At 64.1% G+C, this 16,842-nt stretch carries 19 protein-coding genes; 6 read left to right on the forward strand and 13 right to left on the reverse strand.

The window, feature by feature from the left end; genetic code table 11:
- The 6 genes from Q319_RS0102520 to Q319_RS0102545 all read right to left on the reverse strand — a co-directional run bounded on the left by Q319_RS0102520 (nt 1) and on the right by Q319_RS0102545 (nt 5,376).
- Nucleotides 1-579: a V-type ATP synthase subunit E gene (locus tag Q319_RS0102520; RefSeq protein WP_029480293.1), complete on the reverse strand. Its 579-nt coding sequence runs from the start codon at nt 577-579 to the stop codon at nt 1-3.
- A gap of 1 nt (nt 580) precedes the next feature.
- Entirely contained in the window at nt 581-880 is a 300-nt protein-coding gene (locus tag Q319_RS0102525) for an ATP synthase subunit K (RefSeq protein ID WP_029480294.1), read from the reverse strand.
- A gap of 19 nt (nt 881-899) precedes the next feature.
- Nucleotides 900-2,966 (reverse strand): V-type ATP synthase subunit I, encoded by a 2,067-nt coding sequence (locus tag Q319_RS0102530; RefSeq protein WP_029480295.1) that lies wholly within the window; start codon nt 2,964-2,966, stop codon nt 900-902.
- A complete protein-coding gene (locus tag Q319_RS0102535; protein WP_029480296.1) occupies nt 2,963-3,280 on the reverse strand; it encodes a V-type ATPase subunit subunit G family protein in 318 nt (105 codons plus the stop codon). The genes Q319_RS0102530 and Q319_RS0102535 overlap by 4 nt, the downstream gene beginning before the upstream one ends.
- 366 nt (nt 3,281-3,646) lie before the next feature.
- Complete coding sequence (locus tag Q319_RS0102540) at nt 3,647-4,921, reverse strand: ammonium transporter (RefSeq protein ID WP_029480297.1); 1,275 nt, start codon at nt 4,919-4,921, stop codon at nt 3,647-3,649.
- Nucleotides 4,922-5,004: 83 nt separating this feature from the next.
- Nucleotides 5,005-5,376 carry a P-II family nitrogen regulator gene (locus Q319_RS0102545; RefSeq protein WP_029480298.1) on the reverse strand — a complete coding sequence of 124 codons (372 nt, stop codon included), beginning with the start codon at nt 5,374-5,376 and terminating at the stop codon, nt 5,005-5,007.
- Nucleotides 5,377-5,644: 268 nt separating this feature from the next.
- On the opposite strand from Q319_RS0102545, the gene Q319_RS28945 reads away from it, so the two are divergent.
- Nucleotides 5,645-5,770: a hypothetical protein gene (locus Q319_RS28945; RefSeq protein ID WP_281173821.1), complete on the forward strand. Its 126-nt coding sequence runs from the start codon at nt 5,645-5,647 to the stop codon at nt 5,768-5,770.
- Nucleotides 5,771-5,955: 185 nt separating this feature from the next.
- On the opposite strand, the gene Q319_RS0102550 is transcribed toward Q319_RS28945, so the two are convergent.
- Nucleotides 5,956-6,516: a DUF4126 domain-containing protein gene (locus Q319_RS0102550; protein WP_029480299.1), complete on the reverse strand. Its 561-nt coding sequence runs from the start codon at nt 6,514-6,516 to the stop codon at nt 5,956-5,958.
- Nucleotides 6,517-6,767: 251 nt separating this feature from the next.
- On the opposite strand from Q319_RS0102550, the gene Q319_RS0102555 reads away from it, so the two are divergent.
- The 5 genes from Q319_RS0102555 to Q319_RS29030 all read left to right on the forward strand — a co-directional run bounded on the left by Q319_RS0102555 (nt 6,768) and on the right by Q319_RS29030 (nt 10,852).
- Nucleotides 6,768-7,367, forward strand: coding sequence for a DedA family protein (locus tag Q319_RS0102555; protein WP_029480300.1), 600 nt, complete (start codon nt 6,768-6,770; stop codon nt 7,365-7,367).
- A gap of 151 nt (nt 7,368-7,518) precedes the next feature.
- Entirely contained in the window at nt 7,519-8,280 is a 762-nt protein-coding gene (locus Q319_RS0102560; protein WP_034413446.1) for an endonuclease III domain-containing protein, read from the forward strand.
- Nucleotides 8,277-9,323: a 3'(2'),5'-bisphosphate nucleotidase CysQ family protein gene (locus Q319_RS0102565; RefSeq protein WP_029480303.1), complete on the forward strand. Its 1,047-nt coding sequence runs from the start codon at nt 8,277-8,279 to the stop codon at nt 9,321-9,323. The genes Q319_RS0102560 and Q319_RS0102565 overlap by 4 nt, the downstream gene beginning before the upstream one ends.
- Nucleotides 9,320-9,934 carry a GNAT family N-acetyltransferase gene (locus Q319_RS0102570; protein WP_051655039.1) on the forward strand — a complete coding sequence of 205 codons (615 nt, stop codon included), beginning with the start codon at nt 9,320-9,322 and terminating at the stop codon, nt 9,932-9,934. The genes Q319_RS0102565 and Q319_RS0102570 overlap by 4 nt, the downstream gene beginning before the upstream one ends.
- Nucleotides 9,935-10,354: 420 nt before the next feature.
- Nucleotides 10,355-10,852: an NAD(P)-dependent oxidoreductase gene (locus Q319_RS29030; RefSeq protein ID WP_342667878.1), complete on the forward strand. Its 498-nt coding sequence runs from the start codon at nt 10,355-10,357 to the stop codon at nt 10,850-10,852.
- 194 nt (nt 10,853-11,046) lie between these two features.
- Here the strand turns inward: Q319_RS29030 and Q319_RS0102580 are convergent, their stop codons facing one another.
- From Q319_RS0102580 to Q319_RS0102605, 6 genes are read right to left on the reverse strand one after another with little or no spacing between them, the layout of a single operon-like run.
- A complete protein-coding gene (locus tag Q319_RS0102580) occupies nt 11,047-11,658 on the reverse strand; it encodes a site-2 protease family protein (RefSeq protein WP_029480307.1) in 612 nt (203 codons plus the stop codon).
- A gap of 22 nt (nt 11,659-11,680) precedes the next feature.
- Complete coding sequence (locus Q319_RS0102585) at nt 11,681-12,790, reverse strand: tRNA nucleotidyltransferase/poly(A) polymerase family protein (protein WP_029480308.1); 1,110 nt, start codon at nt 12,788-12,790, stop codon at nt 11,681-11,683.
- Nucleotides 12,791-12,841: 51 nt separating this feature from the next.
- The gene (locus Q319_RS0102590; protein ID WP_029480309.1) at nt 12,842-13,669 is read right to left on the reverse strand and encodes a PilW family protein; all 828 of its coding nucleotides are present in this window, start codon (nt 13,667-13,669) and stop codon (nt 12,842-12,844) included.
- A complete protein-coding gene (locus tag Q319_RS0102595) occupies nt 13,666-14,214 on the reverse strand; it encodes a type II secretion system protein (RefSeq protein ID WP_245618909.1) in 549 nt (182 codons plus the stop codon). The genes Q319_RS0102590 and Q319_RS0102595 overlap by 4 nt, the downstream gene beginning before the upstream one ends.
- Before the next feature lies 1 nt (nt 14,215).
- The gene (locus Q319_RS0102600; RefSeq protein WP_029480311.1) at nt 14,216-14,674 is read right to left on the reverse strand and encodes a pilus assembly FimT family protein; all 459 of its coding nucleotides are present in this window, start codon (nt 14,672-14,674) and stop codon (nt 14,216-14,218) included.
- The gene (locus Q319_RS0102605; protein WP_029480312.1) at nt 14,671-16,770 is read right to left on the reverse strand and encodes a DUF4900 domain-containing protein; all 2,100 of its coding nucleotides are present in this window, start codon (nt 16,768-16,770) and stop codon (nt 14,671-14,673) included. The genes Q319_RS0102600 and Q319_RS0102605 overlap by 4 nt, the downstream gene beginning before the upstream one ends.
- Nucleotides 16,771-16,842: the final 72 nt, after the last annotated feature.

A 16,842-nucleotide genomic window follows, 5' to 3' on the forward strand; every position in this document is an offset into this window, starting at 1 on the left:
CTACTCGGCCAGCAGCCGGGTGATCTGCGGGGCCAGTTCTTCACGCACGCGTTCCAGACGGCCCACCAGCGTGTTCTGAATGCTGGTCTTGCCGTCCGGGCCGAGCAGGCGCACGCCGGTCTGCACGGTGTTGTTCACGCGCACTTCCAGCCCGGCAGCCTCGCCGCCCAGGAAATCCAGGGCGCGGCGTGCGGCGTCCTGCTCACTGGCCTGGGTTTCCACCACGGTTGCGCCGGGCAGCGCCTGAAGGCCCTCGCTGATCAGCTTGATGATGATCTGCGGGTACTCCGGGGCGCTGACCGAGCTGCGGATGTACTGCTCGGCGGTCTGAAAGGCCTGGGTCTGGAGGGAATCAGTGGCCGACAGACGCTGGGCATTGCTGTCCAGGTCGGCGGCGCTGCGTGCGCGGACCAGCCCGGCCTGATGGGCGGACTCCAGCGCGCGGGTGCGGCCCGAGATCATCGACTCGGCACGCTCGGTGGCCCCGGCCAGGATGGTCCTGGCGCGTTCCCCGGCCTCGGCGCGGATGCGCTCGATTTCGGTCTGGGCTTCGTTTTCCAGCAGCTTGTCCAGGGCCATATCAGTTCAGGATGAACAGCGCGAGGAAGCCGAAGATCACGAGCGTTTCAGGAATCAGGAAGTACAGCAGCAGGCTACCGGCCTTGCTGGGGTCCTCGGCGACAGCGCCGACCAGCGAGGAGCCGATACGGGCCTGTGCGATGCCGGTGCCGACAGCGCCGAGGCCCAGGGCCAGACCCGCGCCCAGGGCGCGCAGACCACGGTACATCTCGTCGTTGCCAGCGGCTTCGGTCTGGGCCAGACCGGTGGTGGCGAGGGCGAGGACGAGGGAAGCGAGGACGATCTTGTTGTATTTGGTCATGGGGAACACTCCTGAAGGGTTATTTGACCTGCCCACTACTGTCTGTAGTCGGGCTAAGGCGGCGAAGGGGGTTGTAGGCGGGGCTGGTCTCGGTGTTGAAGCCGGTGGGGTTAAGAAACTCCACCATCTGAAGACGGATGGGCTGCACGATGTGGCCGATCAATGTGAGTGCCAGCACGAAAAAGTGCAGTGCAATGCCCACGATCAGTCCCAGAATGATGCCCAGCACGCCGATGTTCTCGTACAGGCTCCAGCCCAGATCAGTGGAGAGCCGGGCCAGAATGGCGCTGACCAGACCGACGGCGAAGATTCGGGCGTAGCTGACCACCGCGCCGCCCTGCGACAGCAGTTCGATGGGCAGCAGCGGGTACTGCTTGATCACGCGGATCCAGCCGATCAGGAACAGCGCGAAGCCGATGTACATCACGATGATCAGGGGGTTGGCGAAGTTGGTGAACTGGCCGAAGTCCTTGCCCGCCTGCGTGGCGAAGGCCAGCATGATCAGGGCCAGCACGCCGCCGAACAGCGCGATGCCTTCCCAGGTGTGGACGGGGTCTTTGTGCTTGACACCCTGCTGAATGCGGATGCCCCAGCCCCACAGCACCTGAAGGATGCCGAACAGCAGCGCGAATACCAGCGCGACGTTGCTGAAGTAGCTGGTTTCCAGACGTGGGAACAGAATCGGGATCAGGCCGTAATACTTGCCTTCTGGTTCGGGAACGAAGGTAACGCCTGTCCAGCTCCACAGGTTGTTGAGCAGGTCCGGGTTGATGTAGAAGAAATGCATGTGTTCCAGCAGCGTGCCGAAAAACTCGCCAGTCAGGAAGCCCCAGGCGATGCACCACGAGGCCATCACGTTCACCACATATCCCAGATTGCTCAGGGTGGCGGGCGGCACGTAGGCCCCGAAGAAACTCAGGTCCCAGCCCTCGCCCCGTTTGGCCTTGCCCAGCAGCCACAGCCCAAAGAACAGGAACATCAGGCCGTAGGCGATGTCGGCGATGATGATGCCGAAGAACAACGGGAAGAAGATGGCGATGACCCAGGTGGGATCAAAGGTGCCGTACTTGGGCAGGCTGAGCAGCCCCATGACCACGCTGAAGCGGCTGACATAGTCGCTGTTCTTCAACTGGACCGGGACCGCGTCGTCGTGCAACTCGTCGACGGGGTGCATTTCATAGCTGACCGCGTCGCCAAACTTGCCCAGCGCCGAGGTCAGGGCCGGAACCCGGTCCACCGGCACGAAGCCCTGCATGACCAGACTGTACTTGCCGCGTGCCGAGACGGCGCGGACGTCGTGAACCGCCACGCGGTCCTTGAGGGCGTCGCGCACCGCGTACAGCGCCGGACCGTGTTGACGGGCCAGCGCGTCGCGCTCGGTGTTCAGTTGGCCCTGACGTCCCGCGCTATCGCGCTTGATGCGGTCCATCTCGGCGGCGGCGTCGCCCAGCGGCATGTTGTCGAAGCGGCCCGGCAGGCGCAGTTCACCCAGCCGGACCTTACCCAGCGCTGCGCGGGCGTCGTCGCGTTCGCGGGTCAGCGAGACGATCAATCCCACGCGGTTTTGCCCCACGGTTTCGGTGGCCAGCGCGTAACGCTCGGGCAGGGCCTCACGCAGCGCGGCGTCCAGTTCCGCGATGTTGTCGCTGGGTTGCAGCAGGAAGGGCAGCAGGCTCAGGCGGCGGCTGCGGTCCAGCTCCCCCGCCATCCGGGCCAGGGCACGCACGGCGTCGCCGTAAGCCTGCTCGGCGTCGGCGTCGGCCTGCATTTCCTGGCGGCCCCGTGCCAGGGCAGAGACAGGCTGGGCCGCACGTTCCACGATCTCGCCCCACTGGCCAGGATCTGGCAGCGGGGCGGGGGCGGGACGGTAGCTGCCCAGTTCGGCAATGGTGCTGTCGGCGCGGGCCAGCAGCCGCTCGTCTTCACGGCGCGACTGCGCGGCCCCCTCGGTCAATGAGCCGGTGTTCAGGGGTCCGCCCGTGATGGGCTTGAGGTGCAACACCCCAGCGTCTTGCAGGGCCGTGATGACCGCGTCGCTGCTGCGGCTGCGGGTCGCGATCACGACTTGCTGCATCGGGTTGATCACGGCAGCACCGCCCGCATGATGGTTTCGACGGCCTGCCCCAGCTTGCTGCCGGCCTGCTCACGCGTGGCCTGCGCCTGCGCGCGGGCCTGCGCCCCCGATTCTTCACGAATCCGGGTCACCTCTGCCGAGAGCTGCTCGTCGTGCCGGGTCTGCATGGCGTTCGCCTGCGCCTCGGCGTCGCGCATGATCTGCGCGGCCTGGGCCTCGGCAGCCGCAACCGTTTGCCGGGCTTCCTCGCGCGCCGCTTCGATCTGCGCGTCCAGCGCCGCTTCCCGCTGCGCCAGTTCGTTCAAGACCTTACTTGAGACGTCCAAAACTTCACTCCTCCTTTTCCTGCTGTTCCGGCAAGACCCCTGCACTTCAGCCGCTTCAAAAGCCCCATCCCTTGCAGGATGAGGTATCTGGGGTGAGCTTGGGGAATTGCGGCGGCCCGACCCGTTTGTAATAGTTGCGTCAGACTCGTCCACCATCGTAACACAGGCTCCACAGCCGCCAATGGGGGCAAGCGTCCCTGAAACGCCCGTATTCACCAGTTCTGGACAGACGATTGACCACACAGACGATTGACCACTGCTGAATTTCCCACTGGCCCGCTCCGGGAGTGCCGACATGAAAACAGCCAGCCACCGGGGATGCGGGCGGGGCTGGCCGAACGTGGAGGTTCGGAGGTTAAATAGGGGTCAGTCGCCGCCCACGAACACCGGAGCGCCCAGACCCGTCTCGCTGTCGGCGTAGCCCTGCTCGCTGTGGGCACTGATGTCGATGCCGCTGACTTCCTGACTGGCCGAGACGCGCAGCGGCGTGATCACACTGACCAGCTTGAGCAGGATGAACGACCCCACCCCGGCCCAGACCAGCGCGGCCATGACGCTCATGAGCTGCACCAGAAACTGCTCGCCCACGGGTTTGCCCTGCCCGGTGGTCCAGGCCAGCAGGCCGGTCAGCAGCGCGCCCGCGATTCCGGCGACGCCGTGGCAGGCGAATACGTCCAGCGAGTCGTCCGCGCCCATCCGGTGCTTGAGCTGCACCGCGCCGTAGCTGGCGGCTGCGCCCACCACGCCCACCACGACGGCGGCCCAGGGACTGACGAAGGCGCAGGCGGGGGTGATGGCCACCAGACCGACCACCAGACCGGTGGCGGCCCCCACGGCGGTGGGCTTGCCACCGCGCGCCGATTCGAAGCCCAGCCAGGTCAGCATGGCGGCGGCGGGGGCGATCAGCGTGGTGATAAAAGCCAGCCCGGCGGTCTGTCCGGCAGACAGCGCGCTGCCCGCGTTGAAGCCCATCCAGCCGAACCACAGCAGGCCCGCGCCCAGCAGCACCAGCGGCACGTTGTGCGGCACATGGGCGTTGCGCGGGTAGCCGATACGCGGCCCCAGTACGAAGGCGGCCACCAGGGCGCTGATCCCTGCCGAGATATGAATCACCGTGCCACCCGCGAAGTCCAGCGCGCCGTCCTTGAACAGCCAGCCGTCGGCGCTCCAGACCCAGTGGGCCAGCGGCGAATAAATAAGCAGGGTCCACAGCGCCCCGAACAGGACGAAGGCCCCGAAGCGCATGCGCTCGACCACCGCCCCCGAAATCAGTGCCAGCGCGATGATGGCGAACATGGCCTGGAACGCCGCGAAGACGTAGGTCGGGATGGTCCCCGTGAGTTGATCGGCTAATCCATTCAGGCCAAAGTTGGCCAGTGAGCCGACAAAGGCATTGCCGCCCTCACCGAAGGCGATGCTGTACCCGGCCAGCATCCACAGCACGCCGACCAGACCAATCGAGACCATGCTCATCATCATGGTGTTCAGCACGCTCTGGGCGCGGGTCAGGCCACCGTAGAACAGCGCCAGCCCCGGCGTCATCAGCAGCACCAGTGCCGCCGAGGCCAGCATCCACGCGGTATCGCCGGAATCCAGCGTCGGCTTGGTGTCCTGCGCCAGTGCCGCGCCGCCCAGCGTCATGCTCAGCGCCACGATCTGGGGCAGGGCCGTTTTGAAATGGGGGGTGAGTTTCACAGTGTTCACGCTCCTCTGGAGATTGGCCTTCATACGGGGGCCAGCTTCTTTTCGGTCACGGGCGTCAGGGCCGAGTTGCCTTCCTCGCCGGTGCGGATGCGGACCACGCGTTCCAGCGCCTGCACGAAAATCTTGCCGTCGCCCACCTCTCCGGTGCGTGCGCCCTTGCAGATGGCGTCGATGGCGGCCTGCTCGAAGGGTTCGCTGACCGCCATGCGGATTTCCACCTTGTCGCGGAATTCGATCATCACGCGCGTTCCCCGGTACTGCTCGATAATTTCCTGCTCGCCGCCGTGCCCACTGACCCGCGAGAGGGTGATGCCGCTGATTCCGGCCTGAAACAACGCTTCCTTGACCTGCTGGACCCGTTCGGGCCTGATGACTGCCGTGATCATTTTCATGGCGTGTCCTCCTGCTTGTGCAATTTGCAGCGTTCGCATCCCTGCATACCCAGAGCTTAGGGGCGAGAATGATAAATGTCAAAAGATTTATTGACATTTGGCTAGATTTGGCTGCACGTATTGCAAGACTGGTGGCAGATTTTGTTAGTCGTCTAATCGAATGTGGCGAGACGGCACGTAATTCTCTGATGGATGATCTGCTCCTGTTTTCTGTCGGACGGATGGGAATGTCGCGGGAACTTCTGTCCATTCCTCACCCTGACGCTGTGTGCTGAAGCTGCTGGAAGACCGCCAGCCGTCGGCTACCCTGCCCGCCACACTGCTGGAATGCACGTTGGGCGGCAGCCGCCGAGCGCTGCCCGTCATCACGACAGTCACTCTTACCTCAGCCTGACCCGCAGGCGGTGAGCCTGAATTCCTCGGGCCTGGGGGGAGTTGTATTCAGGGAAGCAGCACAGGCATATGGACCACGATTCGTTCTCTCCGGCCCTCTGAATACGAAGCTCAGGACTGGGAAAAAGGTTGAGGAGAGGCCCGCTGACCTCTCTCCGTAGATTTGCCTGTTTTAATTGAACCCGGCTATAGCGCCCGGCGTCGGCCCCGTAGCCGCGTCCATAACCTGTATCCGACAAAGATCACGGCGGCCAGCAGGACCACAGCCAGAATAGGAATAAACACGGCCAGCAAGGAGAGCAGCAGGCTGGTGCCGTCCTCCAGGGTGCTGACCACCGGGTTGCCCAGACCGCCCGTGGTGGCGGTGGCCACCGGGCGAACCACCGTTCGGGTGGCATGCACCCCGCCCGCCACGATCACGCCCAGCGCCAGGCTCAGGGCCGGGGGCACGTCGGCCACGCCTGCCTGCGCGGCGAACAGGACCGCGCCAGCCGCCGTATTGACCAGCCCGCCCACCAGATGCAGCACGGTGTCCACGCCGGGGATCTTGTCTCCCACGAAATCCAGCAGGCCGATCACGCCCACGGCCAGCAGCACCCAGGGATTGCCCAGCAGGTTGAACGGCTCGTTCAGGGTCATCACGCCCATGCGCGACAGCAGGCCCACCACCAGCAGCGGCACGTAGGCGTTCAGGCCCGCCGCACCCGACAGACCCAGCGAGGACAGCAGGCCGGAGAGGAGTTCCATGCCGCATTGTGACCCGCAATGGCCGGAGGGGATACTGGAAAAGCTTTAGCATCCTGGTTAGTGCTGTTCGGAATGGGGCCTGAAGCGTGCGCCCAAACTTGCATTTACTCCCGTCAGGATGCCTGCGCCAGGGCAAGACGTTTGCGGGACGCACCAGACACGGCAGTTCACTTGCCATTTCAACTTTGCCGACTCGCACTCCCTTTCGGATGACCCGTCCCTCACCCGGATCGGATAGCCTGTTGCCTTAGATGGAATCCCTGATCGAAGCAATCCTCTCCGCCTCTTACCTGGGGATTTTCCTGATTGTCTTTGCGGAAACCGGGCTGCTGGTGGGGTTTTTCCTGCCCGGCGACAGCCTGCTCATCGCGGCTGGCCTGCTGGCGGCGGGGGGCAAATTGAATCTGGGCGGCATCATGGCGGCGGTGGTGGTGGGCGCGATTCTGGGCAACACCGCTGGTTATTTCATCGGCCAGCGTTTCGGTCCCGCCGTGTTCAGCAATCAGAACTCGCGGTTTTTTAAGCCCGAGTACGTCGTGGAGGCCCAGAAATTCTTCGTCAAATATGGGGCGCTGGCCGTGATCCTGGCCCGCTTCGTGCCCATCGTGCGGACGCTGGTGCCGACGCTGGCGGGCGTGAGCCGCATGCCTTTTATGCTGTACACCCTCTACAACATCATCGGCGCGCTGCTGTGGGGCGTGGGCCTGACCGCCCTGTCTTACTACCTGGGCCAGTTGATCCCCGATCTGGACAAGTACATTCTGCTGATCGTGGCCGTGGTGCTGGTGGTCAGCGTCATTCCTATCGTGCTGAAGTTCATGCAGGCACGCAAGGGTGCGGTCAAGCAGTAAAAGTAAGAGCAAGATTCTGGGAGGCCCGGCCTCTTTTTTTCTTGTCTGAGGCGTGAGTTTCGGGTAACGGAAAAATCACCTTGCCTCACCCCCACCCAATCTCCAGCCTTTCACTACGGTCTTGCCTTCCCCGCCCCACTAGCCTCTGCCCATGCCTGCCCGCAAGCCCTCGTCTGCCAAACCCCCGCCCAAGAAAAAGCCGCCCAAAAAGCTGACACTCAGCGAACAGCAACCGCCCCCCGAATACCTGCCCGAAATCGCACGCCGCCTCTCCGAGGAATACCTGCCCGATCCGCCCCAGCCCAGGCGCTCTGCCGAGCCTCTGGACGGGCTGATCCAGACCATCCTCTCGCAGCAGAACACGGCCCCCATCACCCGGCGGCAATTTCAGGGCCTCAAGACCGCCTACCCGCACTGGGAGGGGGCGCTGGCCGATGGTCCAGACGGCATTGAAGCGGTGCTGAAAGCGGCGGGCGGCGGCCTCTCGCGGGTCAAGGCCGGGTACATCTACTCGCTGCTGGCGGAACTGGACGAGACGCGGCCCAGCCTTTCGCTCAGGGAAACGCGTGATCTGGACGATACGGCGGCCCGTGAACTGCTGGAAAGCCTGCCCGGCGTGGGCATGAAAACGGCCAGTTGCGTGCTGCTGTTTGATCTGGCGCGGCCCGCCATGCCGGTAGACACGCACATTCACCGCATCGCGCGGCGGCTGGAGCTGGTGCCGGAAGCCTGGAACGCGGTCAAGGTGGAACGCTGGTTTGATGAGGTGCTGCCGCGCGAGTGGGCGGCCCGCTACACCTTCCACGTCTCGGCCATTCGCCACGGACGCCAGACCTGCCGCGCCCGCAACCCGGCGTGCGGCGTGTGCGTGCTGCGTGACCTGTGCCCGTCGGCGGCTATCCTGGGCCGATGACTGTTCCCGAATTGACCCATGAATTAGAGGTGGCTTCCAGACTGGCACGCGAGGCCGGAGCGCTGCTGCTGCACCACCGCGCCGTGGGCTTCAGCGTGGAACACAAGACCAGTCTGGAAGACCCCGTGACGGCGGCAGACCGCGAGGCATCCGCGCTGATCGTGTCCGGTTTGAGTGAGGCATTCCCCAAAGACGGCCTGCTGAGCGAGGAAGAAACCGACAGCGCCGCCCGCCTGTCGTGTGAGCGGGTCTGGATCATTGACCCGATTGACGGCACCAGCGAATTTATCAAGGGCACGGCGGATTACTGCGTCAGCATTGGCCTTGCGATTGGCAATGACGCCGTGCTGGGCGTGGTCTATGCGCCGTCTACAGATGAACTGTTCGCGGGCATCGTGGGTCAGGGTGTCTGGAAGGACGGGCAGCAGGTTCAGCGTGCGCCGCGTTCCGACAACTGGCGCATCGCCGTCTCGGACACCGAATTTGGGCGCGAATTGAACCGCCACGATCTGCCAGGGATGCTCCCCAGCGGCAGCATCGCGCTGAAGCTGGCCCGCCTGAGTGCGGATGAGGCCGACGTTACTTTCACCATGTCGCCGCGCAGCGAGTGGGACATCGCTGCCGGGGACGCGCTGTTGCAGGCGGCAGGCGGAAAGCTGCGCCGCCGTGATGGGGGAGAGGTCCGGTACAACCAACCGCAGCCGCATCTGGAGCAGGGATTGATCGCTGGCCTGCCGGACGCGGTGAACTGGCTGGGGGGCGAACTCTCGCGCCACCGTCTGCCCACCGCGCATCTGGGCATGAAAGCGTCGGCTCCCGCCTGGAAGTACCTGAAAAAAAGCGATCAGGAGGTGCTGAGCGGTCATTCCGGTGTCAACATCCGGCACGCGGGCAACGAAGTTCTGGCGTTGCTGGTGGTCGACCCTGAAACGCGCAGTGTGGAACGCGCTGAGGGCGACGCCTTTCACCTGGAACGCCTGACGCGGGATGTGGTGCGGGCGATGGGGCCACTGTCCACTGTGGACGCTAAACTCAGCCCATGATCAATTCCCCCGCCACCCCAGACCTCCCGGCAGCGGGTGGGGGGTGGGGGCGCGTGAGTCTCAAACCGATGCTGGAGCTGAGCGGCGGCGAATGGCACATCCTGCACGGCTTTTTCAAGGACCGTGAGCTGGCCGACTGGAACGACGCCAAGCCGATCCGTCTGCCCGAATGGCTGTTCCGCAAGGTCATGCAGGACGAGGAACGCGGCGGCGAGCGCGTGGGCTTCGGCATTCTGGATGAACGCGGCGCGCTGATCGGCAGCGCCGAACTGTACGATCTGCGGCCCTCGCCGCCGTTGACGCCCACCACTGGCACGCTGGGCGTGATGATCGGCTTTCCCGCGCTGTGGGGTCAGGGCTACGGGCGCGAGGCGGTGCTGGCGCTGCTGGACTGGTCCTTCTCGAGCCGTCAGGTGCCGCTGAAGCGGGTGCGGCTGACCACTTTCGCCCACAACCGCCGCGCCCAGCGGGCTTTTCTCGCCTGTGGCTTCCGCGAGGTGGGCCGCACACCGCAGGCGGGCCGCACCGACGTGCATATGGAAATTACCCGTGAAGAATGGCAGACCCAGCATCCGTCAGCCCAACATTCATCAGAGGGTGCGCCACAATAGAACCCATGCGCGTCCTGTTGCCCGATCTGCCCGAATTCCACGCCCTCTCCGGCCACGATGAACACGGCGTTCCTGGCGTGGAATTCGCCTTTTATTCGCAGGACCACGTTCCGCCGGAAGAGGCCGAGGGCGTGGTGCTGTGGTTGGCGCGCGGCGAGACCCGCGAGAAGTTGCTGAAGACGCCGGGCCTGAAATGGGTGCTGACCCTGACCGCTGGGATTGATCATGTTCAGCCGCATCTGCCGCCCGGCGTGGCCCTTTACAACGCCAACCGCCTGCATGACCGCGCCGTGGCCGTGCATGTTGCGGCGCTGATGCTCTCGGCCATGCGCGGCCTGCACCACTTCCGCGACGCCCAGCACGAGTTCGGCCAGAAACCCGAACGACTCCGGCCTGCACACGCTGGACGGGCAGAACGTGGTGATCTGGGGCTACGGCCACATCGGTCACCTGCTGGAAGGGCTGCTGACGCCGTTTGGGGCAGAGGTCAGCGGTATTCGCAGTTCCACCCCGGACCTCCAGCGCGACGGGCTGCTGTCCCGCGCCGACTGGGTGGTGTTGCTGCTGCCCAGCACGCCCGATACACGCGGCATCGTGAACGCCGAACTGCTGGGCAGGCTCAAGCCGGGGGCGTGGCTGGCCAACGCCGGGCGCGGCAACCTGATCGTCACGGATGACCTGCTGGCCGCGCTGGATTCCGGCCATCTGGGCGGCGCGGCGCTGGACGTGACCGATCCCGAACCGTTGCCGGAAGGGCACCCGCTGTGGGCGCAGAAAAACGTGATCATCACGCCGCACATCGCCAGCACCACCACCGATCTGGTGGCGCGTGGGGCCAGCCTCACCCGCGATTTTCTGCTGACCATGCAGCAGGGCCAGGAACCCGAAGGCCGCGTGCTGGACGGGCAGAAGTACTGAACTGGGCATAAAAAATCCCCTCATCCAGAAGGACAGAGGGGAAAGCTGGGTGTGGGGCAGGGTGGCCGTCTAGAGCAGGTTTCCGAATTACGTCGCCGGAAAAAGAGACTTCCGGCGACTCCATTCTCCATCCTGCTCAGCAAAAGTCTCTCGCTCCGCTCGGTCATAAAAAGACCATTTTTATGACAACTGCTCTAAATGCCCACCACCGTCAGCACCCAGTTCTGCACGGTGCGGATGAACTGGCCCAGCGGCTCGCGGGCCAGGAAGATGAAGCCGAAGACGAGAATAAAGCTGTATGGCAGGGCCTCGAACTGCGACAGGCTGCGCCCCAGCGACGGCACCAGCGCGCCCAGAATTCGGCTGCCGTCCAGCAGCGGAATGGGAATCAGGTTGAAGACTGCCAGCACCACGTTGATGCCCAGCACGGTCAGCAGGATGGTCAGGCTGATCTGGGTGGTGGGCAGCACCTTGAGCAGCACGGCACATACGAAGGCGATCACGAGGTTGCTGATCGGCCCGGCGGCGGCCACCCACAGCGTTCCCCAGCGGCCCAGGTTGTTGGGATTGATCGGCACCGGTTTGGCGAATCCGAAGCCTGCCACCAGCAGCAGCAGCGTGCCAATCGGGTCCAGGTGGGCCAGCGGATTGAGGGTCACGCGCCCGTAACGGCGCGGCGTGGGATCGCCCAGCCGGTCTGCCGTGTAGGCGTGCGCGAATTCGTGAACGGCGAGAGACAGCACCAGTGCCAGCGCGATGATGATGAACGCGGTGGGGTTGGAGGTCAGCAGACTGAGAAGGCCCATATGTGGGGTATTCTACGTGGCCTTATTCAGAGCGTTCGGCCCCCAGATACTTTTGAAGGGCAAGCTGCTCCTCCTCCCGGCTGTTGATTTTCCCCTCCTGCCTGAGCTGCGCCAGATGATTCAGTGCCTCCCCCACCGCGCGGCCCGGCGGCACACCCAGCGCCAGCACGTCGCGCCCGGTCAGCGGTACCGGGGCGTCCGGGCGCAGCAGGCCGCGCAGCAGGCGTTCTGGTGTCCCGTCTGGAAAATAAGTGCCAGAGAGGGCGCGGGCCAGCAGCGCGGCGGGGCGGTCCCCCAGGCCCAGGCGTTCAGTCAGCCGCTCCGGGTCCGGCGAGGCGTGCAGTGCGGCGGCGGCGTAGAGCTGCGGCGAGACGGGTTGTCCGGCGTCCTGCACCGCGTCCAACTGTTCCAGCCACTCCACGCCGGGCAAGAGTTCTCCCGCGCCCCACACCTCCAGCGTGCGCGCCGCTGTGCCGGGCCGCACCTCCGACAGCAGCAGCTTGAGTTCGGCCCACAGGCGGGGCGTCTGCTCAGATACAGCCAGCGCTTCTGGCACCTGCCGTAGCAATTCGAGGTCCGCTGTGAACCCCAGTCGCGCCGCCAGCCGCGCCCCACGCACCAGACGGCTGGCGTCCTCGTGGAAGGACCGGGTGTGCAGGGGCCGCAGCACCCGCGCCTCCAGATCGCTCAGGCCGTTCAGTTCGTCCAGCAGCGTGACCTTGCCGCCCGGCCCGATCAGCAGGGCCAGCGCATTGACCGCGAAGTCGCGCCGCCGCAGATCGTCCTCCAGCGTGCCGGAGTGAGGGACCGGATTTTGCCCCGCCACTGGGTACGTCTCGCGGCGGGCGCGGACCAGATCGGCCCCCCGGCCATCCGGCAGGGTCACGGTGGCGTTCTGGAAGGCCGGATGGTACAGAAACGGCAGGGCTGAAGCGCGGGCCAGGGCCTGCACGTCCGTTCCCTCGGCCACCACGTCCAGATCAAGCGGCGTCTGATCTAGCAATGCGTCCCGCACCGCGCCCCCAACCAGCGCCACGCGGGCGTGCGGCCCCGCCTGCCGCGCCAGTGCGCCCAGCCACTCGCGGTCCTCAGGGCGAAGGCGGCTCCAGATCCGGGGGGCGAGGTCCGTCATGGCTTTTAGTGTGGCAGAGAGGAAGGGTAGCCCGGCAGTCCTCCAGCGGAATCAGTTGGCCGCGATCTTGCCCAGGTTGGTGGGGTACACCGAGATCGTGTACTCGTCGGTGGCGTTGGGTAGGCGCAGGGTGGTGCCGACGGTCTGGCGGGTGGTGGCTACCCGGAGCGTCACGCCACTGACCGGCACCGCCGCGCTGCTGTTGGTGGGTAGGAAACTGAACATGCTGTAGGTGCTGGCCGTGGTGGTAAACCCAGGGGTAACAATGGTGGGGGCCACGAAATCAGCCAGCAGGTTGGCGCTGCCAGTCAGGGGGACAGTGGGAACTGCCGCCGGGGGAAACACCGTGGGCGCAAAGCTGGCGGGCATGTTGGCGCGGTACTCGGCCAGCACCCAGGTTGCCGCGTTATTGGCGTTGCTGCCGGGGTCAAGCCACGGTGTCGCCGACACACCACTGATCCACCCCGAGCGCATCACCGGGTAATAGGCCACGAAGCGGTAGCAGCCGTCTGGGGTGGCTGTGGCGCAGGCCAGGGCCGTGTTGCTGGGCGGCAGGATCATTGCCAGAATGGGGTGGGTGCTGGTGTTCCAGGTCTGGTTGCTGGTGACCGGATTGCGGGTGGTCACTGCACTTGACAGCGTCAGGGTTTGCCCAGCAGGATAGATGTACCACGCCTCGCGCAGCTTGCCCACGATCAGTTGCTGAACGTTCAGGACCTCCTGTTGCAGATCGGCGCGGCTGCTCGACTGCGATGAGATCCGGGTGCCCTGCGTGAAGAAGGACAGCAGCGCCCCCAGGACAATGCCCATCAGGGCCATGCCGACCAGCAGTTCCACTAGGGTGAAGCCGTCTGTTTGCGGCGTTGCGGCGCGGTTCACTGGGGCCTCAGCAGATCAAGGGTCAGGGTCACGTCTTGCGCCCCGGTGCCTGAACTGACGATCAGGCGGCGCATCGGGTAGGGCGTGAGCGTGCTGCCGCTGCCCATCTGTATGACGGTTACGGGCGTGCAATTGGCGGAGACCGTGACGTTTGTCGCGTTGGGATTAGGCTGCACGACGCCGGAAGCATTGATCGGCTGCGCTCTGGAATTCAGGTTGATGTACTGGGCGCTCAGGCCGTCCAGGGCTACCGAGGTGTTCGGCGCACAGGCCCGGTCATAGTAGAGCGAGAAGGCACTTCCGGCGGGCGGCACGGCCCAGGCTCCCCGGATGCTTTCCAGCAGTTGCTGGGCACGCGCTGAGGTGTCCAGTTGGCGCTGGCTCCGTTGGTTGAGGCTGAGGGTTCCGGTCAGGGTGCTGGTCAGCACGGCGGCCAGAATGCCGAGAATGGCGATGGAGACCAGAATCTCGATCAGGGTAAAGCCCTGAGACGCAGCCTGTGGCGCTCGGGCAGGCGGCGAGCGGAAGCGTTGATCCATGTTCATTTCAGGACGCCCCGGTCAAGATGACCTTGCCGGTTACGCCGACAATTCGGATTTCCAATGCAGCAATTCCGCTGACCGGACTCTGCACGGTGAAGACGCTGCCTGTATTGATTAGTTCGCCGTAGGGAGCCTGATAGGTGGTGGCCGCCGCCGCGCCCGTGCTGCAGTTGGTCTTGCACACCAGCTTGATGTTGTTGGGCAGGGTCCGGGCCTGACCGTTCACGCTGTAACTGCTGGTCGCGGTGCCTTTGGGCGTGGTGATGGTCACGTTGGTGCTGCCGCGCTGGGCCAGCGAGCGCGCCCGTTGAAAGTCGCTGGCGACCTGATTGGCGGCCTCGCGCAATTCTGCCGTGCGGATGCTGCGGATCAGGCTGCTGCCAAAGATGCCCCCCAGAATTCCGATGATGGCGATGACCACCAGAACCTCGATCAGGGTAAAGCCAGACGTCTTGTTCCTCATGGCGTGGCTCCCTGCTTCCAGATCAGATCGGAGAAGTCACCGTCACGGCTGGAGGCGTCGTAGAAGTCCCACTTGGGTGAGACGGGGTAGTACGGCGGCGAGAGGCCATCGAGGAAGCGGCGGTCATAGGAATAATCGCGTCCGTAGCCAGCCTCACTGGTCCCTGAAGATTGCCCGTTTGGGCCGTAATACTTCTCCACCAGTGATCCTGTGAACTTGACTTCTCCCCTTGATCCTCTGCTGTAATCACCGTAACCATCAACCGTGAATTCCTGCTGGCTGGACATCATCGCAGCTTGAAGTACAACATTGTCGGGAGCCTGACGACCCACGATTACACTTCCGGCACTGCTGAATAGACCCATAACATTTTGCCGATCACTGCACGGGGGCGTTACCTGCACGCTGGCGTATTCGTCATAGCGGCAGGGAGTCTGCGACATAGCGAGGTCGCTACGGACTGTGACATTTCCAGTGGCGGCCAGGGTGATGCCCGAGAATGAGGCCAGCGCCGGACGGGCCTGGGCCACCGAATTAGTATCAGTGTAGTTTCCGCGTCCTGGGCCGAGGATGCTGACTCCGCCATTCTTGTAGATCACTCCGTTGAACTTTCCAGTGATCGATGTCCAAGCGCCATTCCCAATCTTCTGCTGCATACTTTTGTTCGCATCAACCCGGTAAGTGGTGTTGCTATAGGTGTAAGTGCAACCATTGATATCGAAATTTGAAGTGCAACTCACGCCCGTCGCAGGCTTAATGTACTGATAGGCCGGATTGGGTTCTACCCATTTGCGCTGACTTGCGTCGTATTGCGTTATTGGGTTGCCGTTGGCGTCGCCAACGTAAAGTTGCACACCCACCTCTGTAGTACCAAGCGTCACACCGCGTTCATTGACTAGGGGCTGGCCATTTTCATCCAGACCGTTGGCTGCGTTAGCCTGATTGCTGGCGTTGGTGGGAAACGGCTGATATTGACCGGCAAAGTTGGGGGTGATGCTGCTGTAATCGACGGTAACACCGCTGTTTAAGATGCGTTGCTGAATAGCTGTGCTTTTCGCGGTATCTGTTCCAGAGAAATCACGGTTGGTGATGGGTGGATTCCCTAACCTGACGCCCGGCTGTCGGGTGCAGGTGATCTCGGTGGCATTGTCAATGCGGTCCATGCACCCGGCGCTGGTCAGCTTGCCGCTGAATCTGGGGCTACCTGCCGTGCTGGTGAAAGCGAAGACATCATTGGTTTTAAGCGGTCCCTGAAACCTGGTGCGGCTTGTGAAATAGACGACGCTGCCCGCTGCCGAAGTATGGTAATCCGTCTGGACAGTCGCTTCTAACAGGGAAGGCTGTACGATGTCGAACCACCACTGCCCATTGTCCGTACCACTCGCATTGATCACCCGTTGAACCCGGCCTGTCCCCTCGCTGGCCACCGAATCTAGTCGCTGCACCCCCAGGTAAATTCGGCTGTGGTTGGCAGTGAGACGCAGCACGCGGGTAATTCCTACCTGCGTGCTGAGGTTCACGTTCCCGGAAGTGGAAGTGGAACGCTGGGTCAGTAAGCCCTGCCAGAACGCCTGACGGGCTTCAGGTGTGGCCGCTGTCGGGGCCTCGCCCGACGGCAGGATTTGATAGGCCTCTGGGGTCACGATGCTGGAAAACAGCGCGAATTGCGACGCAGAATTCAGGTTGGCAGGCTTGCAAGACTGGGCTGTAGGATAGAATTTCTCGCTGGCGTCGTCGTTGGGATCAAGGGTGCGGTCCAGAAAGCCGCGAGCATTGGCTTCCCGACCCTCATACATATCCTGCCAGGTTGACGTTCCGCACAGGCGAGACACCCAGTCCTGAACAGCGGAGATCTTGATGTTGGGGGCCAGTTTCAGACCTGCGCCACCCACAATACGCGGGCTGTTGAACGACAGCATGGCCTGCACATCCTGCAAGCGGCTGCGCGCCAGCGCCACTCCCGACTCGGCGGCGTACTGCGCCCGCAGCGTCGATGCCTGATCGGCGGTGGTCTGCCGGCTGCTCAGGCCCAGGCGTAGGGAGGCGGCCAGCACCCCGGCCAGCAGCAGCAGCGTGAACAGCACCACGATGATCATAGTTGCGCCCTGCGTGATCCGGGCGCGTGCGGGGAGGCTGAACTGTGCTGGGAGGGCATCCGGTAGTTTCCT

Origin of the sequence: Deinococcus marmoris DSM 12784 (genome assembly GCF_000701405.1) — a bacterium.
GTDB lineage: Bacteria > Deinococcota > Deinococci > Deinococcales > Deinococcaceae > Deinococcus > Deinococcus marmoris.